The organism is Pseudosporangium ferrugineum, from assembly GCF_003002065.1.
In the GTDB taxonomy this organism is placed as follows: Bacteria; Actinomycetota; Actinomycetes; order Mycobacteriales; family Micromonosporaceae; genus Actinoplanes; species Actinoplanes ferrugineus_A.
The window spans coordinates 302,148-315,956 of the sequence record NZ_PVZG01000010.1; the positions used below are offsets into that span (position 1 = coordinate 302,148).

At 74.3% G+C, this 13,809-nt stretch carries 14 protein-coding genes; 8 read left to right on the forward strand and 6 right to left on the reverse strand.

Annotation, left to right across the window (positions count from 1 at the left end; all coding sequences use genetic code 11):
• The first annotated feature begins 13 nt into the window (after window positions 1-13).
• Window positions 14-901, forward strand: a complete 888-nt coding sequence (locus CLV70_RS22400; protein ID WP_106128519.1) for an LLM class flavin-dependent oxidoreductase — start codon at window positions 14-16, stop codon at window positions 899-901.
• Window positions 902-1,234: 333 nt separating this feature from the next.
• On the opposite strand, the gene CLV70_RS22405 is transcribed toward CLV70_RS22400, so the two are convergent.
• Entirely contained in the window at window positions 1,235-1,582 is a 348-nt protein-coding gene (locus CLV70_RS22405; RefSeq protein ID WP_106128520.1) for a histone-like nucleoid-structuring protein Lsr2, read from the reverse strand.
• A 273-nt stretch (window positions 1,583-1,855) separates the two neighbouring features.
• Between CLV70_RS22405 and CLV70_RS22410 the strand changes: the two genes are divergently transcribed.
• Window positions 1,856-2,437, forward strand: coding sequence for a hypothetical protein (locus CLV70_RS22410; RefSeq protein WP_342750396.1), 582 nt, complete (start codon window positions 1,856-1,858; stop codon window positions 2,435-2,437).
• A gap of 215 nt (window positions 2,438-2,652) precedes the next feature.
• Window positions 2,653-3,909, forward strand: coding sequence for a D-alanyl-D-alanine carboxypeptidase family protein (locus CLV70_RS22415; RefSeq protein ID WP_106128579.1), 1,257 nt, complete (start codon window positions 2,653-2,655; stop codon window positions 3,907-3,909).
• Window positions 3,910-4,101: 192 nt separating this feature from the next.
• Here CLV70_RS22415 and CLV70_RS22420 read toward each other — a convergent pair whose 3' ends face one another.
• Window positions 4,102-4,599, reverse strand: a complete 498-nt coding sequence (locus CLV70_RS22420; protein WP_106128521.1) for a DUF456 domain-containing protein — start codon at window positions 4,597-4,599, stop codon at window positions 4,102-4,104.
• Between the two features lie 110 nt (window positions 4,600-4,709).
• Between CLV70_RS22420 and CLV70_RS22425 the strand changes: the two genes are divergently transcribed.
• The gene (locus CLV70_RS22425; RefSeq protein WP_106128522.1) at window positions 4,710-5,363 is read left to right on the forward strand and encodes a PIG-L deacetylase family protein; all 654 of its coding nucleotides are present in this window, start codon (window positions 4,710-4,712) and stop codon (window positions 5,361-5,363) included.
• A gap of 121 nt (window positions 5,364-5,484) precedes the next feature.
• Window positions 5,485-6,393 carry a sigma-70 family RNA polymerase sigma factor gene (locus tag CLV70_RS22430; protein WP_106128523.1) on the forward strand — a complete coding sequence of 303 codons (909 nt, stop codon included), beginning with the start codon at window positions 5,485-5,487 and terminating at the stop codon, window positions 6,391-6,393.
• Window positions 6,394-6,444: 51 nt separating this feature from the next.
• Here CLV70_RS22430 and CLV70_RS22435 read toward each other — a convergent pair whose 3' ends face one another.
• On the reverse strand, window positions 6,445-8,730 hold the full coding sequence (locus CLV70_RS22435) for a HelD family protein (protein ID WP_106128580.1): 2,286 nt from the start codon (window positions 8,728-8,730) through the stop codon (window positions 6,445-6,447).
• 236 nt (window positions 8,731-8,966) lie between these two features.
• Between CLV70_RS22435 and CLV70_RS22440 the strand changes: the two genes are divergently transcribed.
• A complete protein-coding gene (locus tag CLV70_RS22440) occupies window positions 8,967-9,482 on the forward strand; it encodes a hypothetical protein (RefSeq protein WP_106128524.1) in 516 nt (171 codons plus the stop codon).
• A gap of 54 nt (window positions 9,483-9,536) precedes the next feature.
• Here CLV70_RS22440 and CLV70_RS22445 read toward each other — a convergent pair whose 3' ends face one another.
• The gene (locus CLV70_RS22445; protein WP_106128525.1) at window positions 9,537-10,382 is read right to left on the reverse strand and encodes a sigma-70 family RNA polymerase sigma factor; all 846 of its coding nucleotides are present in this window, start codon (window positions 10,380-10,382) and stop codon (window positions 9,537-9,539) included.
• A gap of 290 nt (window positions 10,383-10,672) precedes the next feature.
• Here CLV70_RS22445 and CLV70_RS22450 point away from each other — a divergent pair, with 290 nt between their 5' ends.
• Entirely contained in the window at window positions 10,673-12,238 is a 1,566-nt protein-coding gene (locus CLV70_RS22450) for a DEAD/DEAH box helicase (protein WP_106128526.1), read from the forward strand.
• Window positions 12,239-12,552: 314 nt separating this feature from the next.
• On the opposite strand, the gene CLV70_RS22455 is transcribed toward CLV70_RS22450, so the two are convergent.
• Both CLV70_RS22455 and CLV70_RS22460 read right to left on the reverse strand, forming a co-directional pair.
• On the reverse strand, window positions 12,553-12,924 hold the full coding sequence (locus CLV70_RS22455; protein ID WP_106128581.1) for a VOC family protein: 372 nt from the start codon (window positions 12,922-12,924) through the stop codon (window positions 12,553-12,555).
• Between the two features lie 41 nt (window positions 12,925-12,965).
• Window positions 12,966-13,610: a hypothetical protein gene (locus tag CLV70_RS22460; RefSeq protein WP_106128527.1), complete on the reverse strand. Its 645-nt coding sequence runs from the start codon at window positions 13,608-13,610 to the stop codon at window positions 12,966-12,968.
• A gap of 17 nt (window positions 13,611-13,627) precedes the next feature.
• On the opposite strand from CLV70_RS22460, the gene CLV70_RS22465 reads away from it, so the two are divergent.
• Window positions 13,628-13,807 carry a hypothetical protein gene (locus tag CLV70_RS22465; RefSeq protein WP_106128528.1) on the forward strand — a complete coding sequence of 60 codons (180 nt, stop codon included), beginning with the start codon at window positions 13,628-13,630 and terminating at the stop codon, window positions 13,805-13,807.
• Window positions 13,808-13,809: the final 2 nt, after the last annotated feature.

Genomic DNA, 13,809 nt, shown 5'->3' on the forward strand with positions numbered 1-13,809 from the left:
GTACGGTCCGTCGGTGCGCATCGGCATCGTGATCCTCCCGGACGACCGCTGGGCCTCGGCGCGGCACCGCTGGCGCCGGGCGGAGGAGTACGGCTTCGACCACGCCTGGACGTACGACCACCTGGGCTGGCGCGACCTGGTCGACGGCCCCTGGTTCGACGCGGTCGCCACCCTCACGGCCGCCGCGACGGTCACCGAACGCCTCCGGCTGGGCACCTTCGTGGCCTCCCCGAACTTCCGCCACCCGGTGCACTTCGCCCGCGAGGCGCTGGCCGTGGACGACGTGTCCGGCGGGCGCCTGCTGCTGGGCGTCGGCGCGGGCGGCACCGGCTTCGACGCCGAGGTGCTGGGTGCCGCGGCGCTGACCCCGGGCGAGCGGGTGGCGCGCTTCACCGAGTTCCTCGAGCTGCTCGGCCGCCTGCTGACCGAAGACCATGTTTCGTACGCCGGGAGCTACTACCGCGCGGTGGACGCTCGTACGCTGCCCGGACCGGTCCAGCAGCCACGCCCGCCCCTGCTCGTGGCGGCGAACGGCCCGCGCGCGCTGGCCCTGGCGGCGCGGCACGGCGACGGCTGGATCACCACGGGCGGGCAGGGCATCACCGACGAGAAGGCCTGGTGGCAGTCGGTGCGCGAGGTCTCCGACCGGTTCGGCGCCGCGCAGGAGCAGGCCGGCCGTACGGGCACCGACCGCTATCTGAACCTCGACTCCTCCCCCGTCTACTCGCTCAGCAGCGCGGACGCCTTCGAGGACGCGGTGGGCCGCGCCCGCGATCTGGGTTTCACCGACGTGATGGCGCACTGGCCGCGGGCGTCCAGCTGGTACGCCGGCGACGAGGCGGTGCTGGAAACGGTGGCGGCGATGCTGCCCCGGCTGCGCGCGAGCGGCGGGAACGGATAAGCCCGCAATCCTTGCGGGAGTACAAGCCTTTTTGCGCAGGACTGCCGGGCGCCCGCCCTATCCGCCCCGGAACCTTTCCCGCGGGCCCGGGCGCCCGCACCGCCGCGGACCATTCGCGCGACGGGCGGCGCCATAAGTCGAAACGCGGCGCGCTCCGGCCGGCGATCGGTCGGCATTCACCGCCTGCGATGCACCCGGGCGGCCCCCGCACCGCTGCGCCCGGCCGCGGCCGTCCATTACGACCGGCCTTTCCGCGGAGCGCTGATACCGTTCACACCGTTGCCGCGCCGATCCCGGGCCGACCGATCACGACCCGGATCGGCGAACGGTGGATCAGCGGCCGTGCGCGGCCCGGTACGCGCTGCTGACACTCTGCGGGATGCGCCCGCGCTCCGAGATCTGATGCCCCTGCTCGGCCGCCCACTCCCGGATGAGCCGGTTCTCGTCGCGGCTGCCGGCCGTGCGCGCCGGGGCGGTCCGGCCGGCGACCCGCGCCGCCCCGGAACGGCCGATCCGCGTGCCCGCCTCGATGAACGGGTCGAGCGCCTTGCGAAGCTTGCCGGCATTGGCCTCGGACAGATCGATGGTGTAGGCCGTGCCGTCGAGGCTGAACTCGACCGTGCGGTCGGCCGGCTTTCCGTCGATGTCGTCGATGAGGGTGGTGATTACCTGCCGCGCCATAACGACTCCTGAGAAGAAATCCGAAGAACGGGCTCAGTGTGGCGTGCGATGCGCTCCGGGCGCAACAGTTCTCCCGGAGTTCATAGAATATCGCCGACGCCGGGCAATTATCGAGCCAAGGTCGGCGGTAAATGCGCCGACGTTATTCCGCGGACAATGACCGGGCCCGGCACGGATGCCGGAACCGGCCGCCGGCGGCGGTGCGCGCAGCGGCGGGGAGCGCTTGGAGACTCTGGTGGGCGTCGGCACCGGGATGCCGTTAGGGTCGTCGCCATGGACGCCGACGACCGTGCCGCGCCGCACCGGCCCGACGCTCCGAGCCGGCCCGACACCCTCGGCCCGCCCAACGCCCTCAGCCCGCCCGACACCCTCAGCCCGCCCGACACCCTCAGCCCGCCCGACACCCTCAGCCCGCCCAGCGCCCCTGGCCGGCCCGACACCCCTGGCCGGCCCATCGGTCCGACACCGGCCGCGGGGCACGCGGCCGCGCTCGAGGCAGGCCGTGCCGCCGAGGCCCGGGAGGCGGGCGACCTGCTGGCCGCCTTCGTGCGCCGGGCCGCGGACCGGGGCCTGGTACCGGGCCCGCTGCGGGCGGCCTCCTTCGACGGCCGCACGACCTACCGCACGACCCTCCGCGGCTGGTACCTGAAGAAGAACCGCTCGGTGGCCGTCGGCGCGGACGGCAACTACTACGTCCTGACCGTGCCCTCCTCGCTGCGCGCCCGCTTCTCCGGCGCCGACGTGCCCCCCAGCTCCCCCCGGCTGGTCGTCGGCGCAGGCGGCGGCGACGGCGAGACCATCCCCCTGGCGCTCCTGCTGGAGCGCCGCCTCGAAGCAGGAGCCGTCTGGCCGTGAGCCCTGGCGTGACCCCGCCCCGCCGCATCACCGCGGCCCTCGCCGCGTGCACCCTGTCCGCGGCCGTCCTCACCACCCCTGCCCCGGCCACCGCCGCACCCATCGCCCGGACAGCCGCCGTTCAGCCCGCCGGCGGGTGGGGATTCGCCGCTGCCGGGGGCCACCCGCAAGAGGCCGCGGGACTGCGAGCGCCGGCCGGGCGGGCCGCCGAGGGCCTGCCGCGAGCAGCCGCCGGTCACGCCTCCACGGGGCTGCCGCCGGCCGCTGCCGGGCAGGCCGCCGCCGGGCGGGCCGCCGCCGCGCCGGCCGTGCCGTGTCCCCGGCCGAACGTGGCGCCGCCGCCCGGCCGGCCGCCGCGGCCCACTCCTCCCGCGGACGACCCCGTCCAGCGGGCGGTCGGGGGCGACGATCTGGCCACCGACGGGCTCGTCATCCCGCGCGGGGCGAAGAAGCCGCCCGCCCTGACCGCGACCAGCTGGCTCGTCGCCGACCTGGACACCGGGGAGGTGCTCGGCGGCTGCGGCCCGCACGTGTACGGCACCCCGGCCAGCGTGCAGAAGCTGCTGCTCACCGCGACCGTCATCGACAAGCTGGACCCGCGGAAGACGGTCACGATCACCGAGGGGGACCTGGCCATCGAGCCCGGGAGCTCCGCCGTCGGGCTGGTCCGGGGCGGGCGGTACCCGATCTCGACATTGTGGCTGGGGCTGCTGCTCAACTCCGGCAACGAGGCCGCGAACGCGCTGGCCCGGCTGGGCGGCGGCGAGGGCGGGGTCGAGGCGACGGTCGCGGCCATGAACGCCGAGGCGAAGCGGCTGGGGGCGTACCAGACGCATGCGGTGACGCCCTCGGGGCTCGACGGCCCGGGACAGTTCACCAGCGCGTACGACCTGGCGTTGATCGCCCGGAAGTGCTTCGCGTCGGCGGACTTCCGGAAATACGCGCTGACCCGCACGACGCAGATCCCCGCGCAGAAGCGGTTGCGGCAGGGCGGCTTCCAGATCCAGAACGAGAACAAGCTGATCTTCAACTATCCGGGGGCGCTCGGCGGCAAGACCGGCTTCACCCAGCTCGCCCGGCACAGCTACGTGGGCGGCGCCGAGCGTGGCGGGCGCCGCCTGGTCGCCACGCTGCTCGGCGCGGAGGCCCGGCCGATGCGCGGCTGGCAGCAGGGTGCGGCGCTGCTCGACTGGGGCTTCTCGCTGCCCCGGGACGCCTCGGTGGGCAAGCTGGTCGCCCCCGACGAAGCCACGGGTACGCCCCCGGCCGCGAAAGCACCCCCCGGCCCGGAATCGGCGAACGGCCCCGCCCCGGCACCGGCCGCCCGGCCCGCCCAGTCCGGCCTGTCCCTGGCCGCCGCGGCCACGCTCGCGGTGATCCTCGCGGCCACACCCCTGCTGCTCCTGCTCACTCAGCGCCGCCGCCGCAGGATCCGCCGCCGCCCCCGTCGCCGTCCCCAGCCCATCGCCTGACCCGCCGCCGATCCCGCGGTGAGGGCGGCGCGGCTCGGCCTGCCCGGCGACGGATTGCGTAGCGGCCCGCCCCGAGGTCCGACGGCCGGGGGGGACGGCGCTCGGACGCACCGGCCGGGCCGGGCCGTCGTCGAACGCGCCGCGGGTCGGCTCGCCGCAACCCCGATCGCCCGGCCGCCGGACGGCCGGCGGTCAGGTGGCGATGAGGCCGAAGACCCAGATCACCGCGATGGCCAGCGCCGCGGCGAATTCGACGAGCAGGGACAGGCCGACCGCGCCCAGGGCCTGCCGGGTCGACGGCCAGGCCTGGCCGGGGCCGAGGCGCAGCCGTTCGGCGAGGAAGAGACCGAGGACGAAGCCGAGGACGAGGCCGACCACCGGCACCACGAAGAAGCCGATCACGCCGAGCACCCCGCCGGCGAGCATCGACGAGGTCGGCACCCCGGTGCTCTTCAGCCGGCGGCCCGGCCACAGGTACTTGACCACCGTGCCGCCGACCGCCACCAGGGTGGCCAGGGCCAGCACCACCCAGCGGCCGCCCGACGCGTCGCCGAGCAGCGCCCAGAACAGGACCGCCGCCCAGCAGAGGAGCAGGCCCGGCAGCACCGGAATCACCACGCCCAGCACGCCGGCCAGCATGGCGATGCCGGCGATGACGGTGACGGTCGTGCCGGTGTCGCTGAGGTCCATGGGTCAAGCCTGCCGTAGTCGCGCCACAACCCTCAACACCGGGGCCGGGCCGCCGATGGACACTCAGCGCCGCCCGTCGGGGGTCCGGCCGCGAGGCGAGGAGGGGTCCGGTGGCACGCAGCGTCCTGGCCGTCGGCGCCCGCCCGGGTGATCTGGAGCTGGGCTGCGCGGGCACGCTCGCCGCGCATCGGGCCGCCGGGGATCCGGTGACCATGCTCGTGCTCTCCGGCGGGGACCCGGGCGATCCGCTGACCCGGCGTACCGAGGAGTCCGCCCGCGCGCTCGACTGCCTGCTGGTCTGGGGGCCGGACGCGGCCGAGCGGCGGCGCGACCGGGACCGGCGGGTACGCGCCCGCGCCAACGAACGCCGTACCGGGAGACTGCCGGCCGGAAGGCCCTGGGACGGTGCCGCGATCGCCGCGATCGAGAACGTCCTGACCGGCGTCGATGCCGACGTGATCTACGTGCCCGCCGGGGAGGACGCCGACGCGGAGCGGCGCGCGGCGGCGGCCGCGACCGTGGCGGCGGCCCGGCACAGCCGCCGGGTCCTGCACTATCCCGGCGAGTCGACGCTGCGCTTCGTGCCGGCCCTGTACGTCGACATCACCGCCCACCTCGGCACCAAGCTCGCCGTGGTGGCCGACGCCGAGCTGCCCACCGCCACGGCCCGGCACTACGGCGCCCAGGCGCGGGTGCGGTACGCCGAGGCGTTCGCCCCCGGGCGCTTCGTGTGGGACCTGAGCGGCGCGGACCGGGGCGCCTGACGAAGCAACTCAGCGGCAACTGTCCGCAACCGGAACCTGTACCCCTGGTCACCCAAAGTTTCTCCCTGTCAGCCGGTGCGCCCACCAGCCACGGGCCGCCGACGAATCCGGGGGAAACGACATGACCAGCACCATGACGACCGCTGCCGACTGCCAGGCCGACACCGCGACCGCCGTGCCGGCCCTGTCCGTTGCCGAGCAGGAGGAGTACATCCGCACGCACATGCCGCTCGTCGGGCACCTCGTGCGGGACATGCTCAGCCGCATCCCGAACCACATCCACCGCGACGACCTGACCAGCGCCGGACTGCACGCGCTGGTGACCGCCGCCCGCGGCTGGGACCCGACCCGTGGCATCCCGTTCCCCCGGTTCGCGACCACCCGCATCCGCGGCGCGATCCTCGACGAGCTGCGGTCCCTCGACTGGGCCACCCGCTCGGTGCGGACCAAGGCCCGCGCGACCGACACCACCCGGCAGAACCTCACCACCACGCTGGGCCGCACGCCCACGGCCGAGGAGCTGGCGCAGGCGCTGGGCACCACCACGAACGACCTGCACCAGACCGACAACGACGTGCAGCGCGCCACCGTGCTGTCGTTGCAGGGCTTCACCAGCAGCAGCGCGGACGACCTGGTCACCGAGCCGACCCCGGGCCCGGAGGACATGCTGCTGCGCCGCGAGCAGATCGGCTACCTGCACCACGCGATCGGCTCGCTGCCGGAGCGGCTGCAGTACGTCATCACCGAGTACTTCCTCAAGGAGCGCCCGATGGCGGAGATCGCCGCCGACCTGGGTGTCACCGAGAGCCGCATCTCGCAGCTGCGCGCCGAGGCGCTGTCGCTGCTCAAGGACGGTCTCAACACGCACCTCGACCCGCACCTGGCGCCCGTGCCGGAGAACCCGGAGAGCATCACCGCGCGCCGCCGGGCCACCTACTACGCCACGATCGCCGGGAACACCACGATGCAGTCGCGGCTGTCCATGACCAACGCGTACGGTCACACCCCGTTCGCCCAGGGCGCTGCCTGACGGGTACGCACGAGCAGGGCCGGCGCGGCTGCGCCGGCCCTGCGCCGCTTCTCACGCCAGGGCGTCGAGCACCTTGGGCAGCTCCGCCGTGTGCAGGACGCCGAGGCGCCGGGTGGCGCGGGTGACCGCCACGTACAGGTCGCTGAGGCCGCGGGGGCTCTCCGCGATGATCTCGTCCGGCTGGACCACCAGCACGCTGTCGAACTCGAGGCCCTTCGCCTGCCGTACGGTCATCAGCACGATGTGGTTGCGCAGGTCGGGCTGCTCCCCCACCGCGGCCCCGGGCACCGCGCCGGTCAGCGCGCCGCCCAGCGACTCCTCCAGGGCCGAGGGCACCAGCACGCCCACGCGGCCGTCGGTCACCGTCGCCGCCTCCCGCCGCACGGCGGCGATCAGCTCCTCGGCGAGCCGGTCGGCCGGCACCCGGGTCGCCCACGGCACACAACCCGATTCCCGTACGGACCGGGGCGGCTGCAGCGACGGGTCGACGGCGGCCAGCACGTCCGCCGCGACGGCCATGACCTCGGCCGGCGTGCGGTAGTTGACCGTCAGCTCCGCGATCCGCCAGCGCTGGCCCACGTACGGCTCGAAGACCTGGTCCCAGGTCGTCGTCCCGGCCAGCTCGCCGGTCTGCGCCACGTCCCCGACCACGGTCATCGACCGGCTCGGGCAGCGGCGCATCAGCAGCCGCCACGCCATCGGCGACAGCTCCTGGGCCTCGTCGACGATCACATGACCGAACACCCACGTACGGTCGGCGGCCGCGCGCTCGGCCGCGGTACGCGTGTCGATCACCTCGTGCCGCTCGACGAAGGCGCTCGCGTCCACCACGTCGATCGCGGAGAGGATCTCCTCCTCCTGGTCCTCGAAGTCGAGCGAGCGGGAGCCCTCGACGATCTCCAGCACGCCCTCGGCGTACTCGATCGCCTGCCGTCGTTCGAGGGCCGCGGCCCGGGCCTTGAGGGTGTCGTCGACGCCGAGCAGCTCGGCGAGCTCGTCGAGCAGCGGGACGTCGGCCGGGGTCCAGCGGGCGGACCGGTCGCGCAGCAGCAGCCCGCGCTCGTCGGCGCTCAGCTCGGGCGCCGCCGATTCGAGCCGGTCCGCGTCGGAGAGCAGATCGCGCAGCACCTGCCGCGGGGTCAGCACCGGCCACAGCTCGAAGAGCGCCCGCTGCACGTCCTCGTCCTCGCGCAGCTCCCGGCGGGTCTCCGCCAGGTCCGCCTCCTCCAGCAGGTTGTCGCCGCCGAGCGGGTCGGCACCGATCCGCTCGGCGATCTGCAGCGACAGCGCGTGGATGGCCTCGGTGACGAACATCTGCCGGGCCACGTTGTGCGGACGGCCGGACCGGCGGGCGGCGGCCCGGGCGTCCTCGCAGACCGAACGCTCGATGCGCAGCGGGTAGCCCTCGTGGTCGACCTCGACGTGGTCGTCGGGCACGGTCTGCCGGTCGGCCACCGCCCGCGCCAGCACGTCGAGCATGGCGAGCCGGCCCTTGAGCGCCGCGGCGGCGGGTGACTCGCTCGCCCGCGCGGTGACCCCGGGGAACATGTCGCCCAGGGTGGCGAGCAGCACGCCGGTCTCCGCCAGCGACGGCAGCACCTGGGAGATGTAGCGCAGGAAGGTCGCGTTCGGGCCGAGGATCAGGACGCCCTGCTTGGTCAGCTGGGCGCGGTGGGTGTAGAGCAGGTACGCCGCTCGGTGCAGCGCCACGGCCGTCTTGCCCGTACCCGGGCCGCCCTGCACGACCATCACCCCGGCGAGACCGGACCGGATGACCTCGTCCTGCTCGGCCTGGATGGTCTCGACGATGTCGCGCATCCGGCCGGTACGGCCGGCGTTCAGAGCCGAGAGCAGCGCCGCCTCGCCGGTGACGTCCTCCCGCCCGTCCGGGCCGCCCGCGTTCAGGTCGAGCACCTCGTCGTCGATGCCGGTGAGCTCGCGGCCGCGGGTGCGCAGATGCCGGCGCCGGGTCACCCCCTCGGGGGACACCGCCGTGGCGAGATAGAAGGGCCGGGCGGCCGGCGCCCGCCAGTCGATCAGCAGCGGGTCGCGGTCGCGGTTCTCGGCGAACAGGCCGAGCCGGCCGATGTAGCGCGGATTGTCGGCCGCGAAGTCGAGCCGGCCGAAACACAATCCGTTCTCGACGGCATTCATCTGGGCGACCTGTTCGGCCCAGTGGCTGCGGGTGGCCTCCCGGTGCGAGCGGCCCTGCGGCGTGCCGGCGGCCTCGAGCAGAATCGCGCGCAGCCGCTCCGCGGCCTGCTCACGGAGCTGGTCGAGGCGGCCGTAGAGGCCGGAAAGGTAGGCCTGTTCGGCCTCGATGTCATCGTTCCGCATGGTGTCCGTACCGTCGGCGGAGCTTGACAAGACCACTCCCTATCGTGGTAAAATCCGTCAGTCCGCAGCCATTTATGGCTGCGTTTTTTTGTTGCCTGCAAACGCTCAGAATAGCCGACGGATGTTTCCGGGGACGAGCACGTGAGCGGGGTTACGGCGCGATCCGACACTGTCGGGAATCCGTCATCATCGGCCCTTGCCGTTACGTGGCGGCGGGTCCCGGGTTGAACCGGGTCATGAACCGCAACCACCCGTTCCGGCGTGCCGGCGCCCTGGCCCTCGTCGCCGTCGCCGCCCTCGCCTTCAGCTCCGCCTGCTCCGACGACGCCGACAAGGACCCCGCCGGGAACGCGGCCGCCGCGGCCGGCGGGCCCGAGCCGAAGACCATCGACGGCGCCAAGGCAGCCGCACAGACCGTGTTCGACCGCTTCAGCGGCGGCGACTTCGGCGGCGCGTGGGACATGTACACCGCCGCCGGCAAGGCCGCCATCAGCAAGACCGACTACATCAAGCTGAACGAGACGTGCTCCCGCAAGGGCCTCGCCATCCAGCTGACCAGCGCCCGGATGGAGGGCGCCGACAAGGCCGTCGTCATCGCCAAGCAGCTCGTCGCCGCGCAGTCGTACACGATGGTGTACGAGCAGGACGGCTGGCGCCTCGAGCCCGCCAAGGAGGGCCTGGCGCTGTACGCCAAGGGCGCCGACCGCGCCATCGCCGTCCAGAAGAAGGCCGGCACCTGCGCCAACGCCTGATCCGCCGACAGCACGGGGCCCGGTCACCGCACGGGTGACCGGGCCCCGGCTCTGTCAGGCGGCGACGGGCAGCCCGTCCGGGCCGGTCACCGCGAGCCGGTCCCGCAGCGTGCCGCGGGTGGCGATCTGGTCGTAGTAGGCCGCCCGGCGCCGCGCGACGCAGCCGTCCTTGGGCGCCGCGGCGAGGCTGGGCTCCAGGTGGGTGTTGAGCCCGTCCTTCAGCAGCGACAGCGCCTCGGCCCGCAGCTGCGACACCCGCGACTCGGTCACCCCGAGGTCGGCCGCGATCTGCGCCATCGGGCGCTCGTCGAAGAAGTAGCCGGTGATCACCGCGCGCAGCCGGTCGGGCAGCACGTCGACCGCGTGCCGCAGGTAGCCCATGCGCTCGCGGCGGATCAGCATCTCCTCCGGCCCGGCGCTGGGCTCGGTCACCATGTCGTCCGCGCCGGCCGTGGCGAAGCCCTGGAGGCTGAACACGACCGCGCGCTGCACGTCGTCGTCGGCCGACTCGATGTCCTGGACCGAGCAGCCCAGCCGCTCGGCGACCTCGGGCAGGGTGGGCGTGCGGCCCAGCTCGGCGGTCAGCTCCTGGCGGGCGGAGTCCGTACGCCGCGCCCGCTGCCGCACCGAACGGCTGGCCCAGTCCAGGCCGCGCAACTCGTCGAGCAGGGCCCCGCGCACCCGGGCCGCCGCGAACCGGGCGAACGGCACGCCACGGGAGTCGTCGAAGCCCCGGGCGGCCGCGACGAGCGCCGCGTACCCGGCCGAGAGCAGGTCGTCCCGGTTCACGTGGGACGGCACCCGGGCCAGCATCTCGCGGACCAGGTGCCCGACGAGCGGCATGTGCGCTCGTACGGCGTCCTCGCGACGGCGGTCGACGACCTCAACAGCACCGCTCATAAGGGGGTCTCCTCCGCTGTACCTGGCCGGGTCGGGGGGAGACACCGGCGCTGAGGAGAAACATTCCGGTTCGCCGGGTGCAGGACGGTTCGTCCACGGGTGCAGCGGGGTTGCGGTGGGGCTCACAGCCGGGTGCGGCCGGGCCGCGGCGCGCGGGCGCGTACACTTGATCTCGCGGTCACGACCAGTTCTGCCTCGGGCCGCGTTACGGATCGACCACCACGCGCCGCGACCCGTGAGGTCTGCGCCGGGCAGGACGACCCCTTCAGACGTTCGGAGTTCACACCTACATGTCCTCGTTCACCGACCTCGGCGTGCCCACTGAGCTCGCCGCGGTTCTCGCCGACCTCGGCATCACCTCCCCGTTCCCGATCCAGGCCGCGACGCTGCCCGACTCCCTGGCCGGCCGCGACGTGCTCGGCCGCGGCCGCACCGGCTCCGGCAAGACGTACGCGTTCGTCCTGCCGGTCGTCGCCCGCCTCGCCGCCTCACGCAACCCGCGCCGGCCGGGCCGCCCCCGCGCGCTGATCCTGGCGCCGACCCGGGAACTCGCCAGCCAGATCGACGCCACCCTCGCCCCGCTCGCGACCGCGATGGGCCTGCGCACCCTGACCGTGTTCGGCGGCGTCGGCCCCAACCCGCAGATCAAGGGCCTCAAGGCGGGCGTCGACATCCTGGTCGCCTGCCCGGGCCGGCTCGCCGACCACCTGCAGAGCGGGTACGCGAGCCTCGACGCGATCGAGATCACCGTCCTCGACGAAGCCGACCACATGGCCGACCTCGGTTTCCTCCCGGTCGTACGCCGGCTGATGGACGCCACCCCGCGCGACGGGCAGCGGATGCTGTTCTCCGCCACCCTCGACGGCGGCGTGGACGTCCTCGTCAAGCGCTTCATGCACAAGCCGGTCACGCACCACGTGGACGCGGCGGCCGAGGCTCCGGTCGAGATGGCGCACCACGTGCTGCACGTACGCCACGACGACCGCTTCCCGGTGCTGGTCGACCTCGTCGCCGCGCCGGGCCGCACGGTCGTCTTCACCCGCACCAAGCGCCGGGCCAAGACGCTGACCCGGCAGCTCGTCGCCGCGGGCGTACCGGCCGTGGAACTGCACGGCAACCTCGCGCAGAACGCCCGCAACCGCAACCTGTCCGCGTTCTCGGACGGCAGCGCCGCGACCCTGGTGGCCACGGACATCGCCGCGCGCGGCATCCACGTGGACGACGTGGCGCTGGTGATCCACGCCGACCCGCCGGTGGAGCACAAGGCGTACCTGCACCGCTCCGGGCGTACGGCCCGGGCCGGCGCGCAGGGCACCGTCATCACGCTGATGACCGACGATCAGCAGGGCGACGTGCGCGACCTGACCCGCAAGGCGGGCATCAAGCCGACGACCACCAGGACGCGCCCGGGCGACGCGCTGCTGGCCCGGCTGGCACCCGGCGAGCGGACCTTCAGCGCCCCCGGGCCGGCCGCACCCGCCGACGACGAGCGCCCGGCCACCGGCGGCGCCCACGCGGGCCGGTCCCGGCGCGGACGCGGCGCGAGCCGCCCGGCCGGCGCGGGCCACGACCGGGCGGCCACGGCCACCGGCGGTGGCCGCGGACAGTCCGGCGGGCAGGCCCAGGCCACCCGGAGCGGCCAGCCGGCCCGCGCCGGCCAGAGTGCCCGCGGCGCGCAGGGCGGCACCCGCGGCGGCCAGGCCGGCACCCGCGGCGCGCAGCCGGCGCGCGGCCAGGGCGGCCAGTCCCGGGGTCGCCGGACCGGCGGCACCGGCTCGACGCCGGTCCACACCAGCCAGTCGGGCGGCGCGGCAGCCTTCTCGGCGGGCAGCCGCGTCGGACGCCACGGCCGCTGAGCCTGCCCGGCGTTCCCTGCCCGGCGTTCCCGGTCCTACCTGCCGGCGTTCCCGGTCCTACCTGCCGGCGTTCCCGGTCCTACCTGCCGGCGTTCCCGGTCCTACCTGCCGGCGTTCCCGGTCCTACCTGCCGGCGTTCCCGGTCCTACCTGCCGGCGTTCCCGGTCCTACCTGCCGGCGTTCCCGGTCCTACCTGCCGGCGTTCCCGGTCCTACCTGTCCGGCGTCTTCCCGGCCTCTCCGGCCTTGCGGCCCGCGGTCCTGGTGTTTCAGGACGGCGGGCCGCTGTGCCGCTCCGGTCCGCGGGCCGGCATCTCAGGACGGCGGGCCGTGCAGCACGCAGAACTCGTTCCCCTCGGGATCGGCGAGGACGGTGAAACCCTCCTCGCCGGTCTGGCCCACGTCCGCCCGGCGGGCACCCAGGCCGAGCAGGCGTTCCACCTCGCCCGCCGGGTCGCCGGCGGCGCTCACCAGGTCCGGATGGTTGCGGTTCTTGCCGGACTTCGGCCCCGCCGACGCCTGCAACCACACGGTCTGGGCGCCGGGCGGGGCGTCCTCCGGCGGATACAGCTTGGCGGAGCCGTCGTCGCCCGCCTCGACGCGGTAGCCGAGCGCCCCGGCCCAGAACCGGGCCATCACGGCGACATCCTGCACGTCGAGCGTCCATTGCGCGATGCGACTGGTCATCGGCGTCGCGTACCCGCGGGAGACCCGGGTCACACCCCGGATCAGGGAATGTGGACCGCGATCTCGTCGGCGAGCCGGTAGCCGTCGCACAGCTCCAGGTCGTCGCCGCTCCAGAACCGGCCCGGGTCGTACCAGCTGGGCTGCTTCCCCCGCGGCAGCAGCCCCATCTCCTCGTAGGTCACCGCGACCACCTCGGCGCAGTACGCCGTCTCCAGGTCGGCCTCGGACCGCTCACCCTTCTGCCACGGCAGGCGCAGCTGCGGCACCCGGCCCCGGGCCCAGCGCCAGGCCAGCTGCGCGCTCGACGGGAACGGGGTGCCGTCCAGCCGGGCGACCGTCCTGAGCGCCCGGTCCTCCATGATCTTGGTCACCGGCTGCTCCAGCTGGCGCAACCAGCCGCGCTGGCCGTACCGATGGGCCCAGACCGTCACCGCGTCCCGCAGATCGTGCAGCTGCACCCCGCGCTGGAAGGTGCCCGACCACAGGTCGGGCAGCGACTTGCCCAGCTCGGCGTGCCACATCAGCGGCGGCATGTCCTCGATCACCAGGGACATGCCGACATGGTTGACCGGGCTGTTGGTCATGGCCTGGATGGCACGGTCCGGGCCCGAACGGCCCCGGAAGAGCCAGATGTCACCCGTACGCGTCAGATCGATGGCCTCTTCGAGGCTGATGTCGGCAACCACGTGTCTATCCTCGGCAGATGCGTTGGTGGAAAGTAGCGGGACTGGCCGGACTGGCGGGAGTGGCCGCCACGGGTGTGGTGCTGGCGCGCCAGGAGCGGCGCCGGCGGTCGTACTCGCCGGACGAGATCCGGGAGCGGCTGCACGCCCGGGTCGCCGAGGCGGACCGGGAGCCGCGGGCGACGGCCGGCGAGGACTGAGG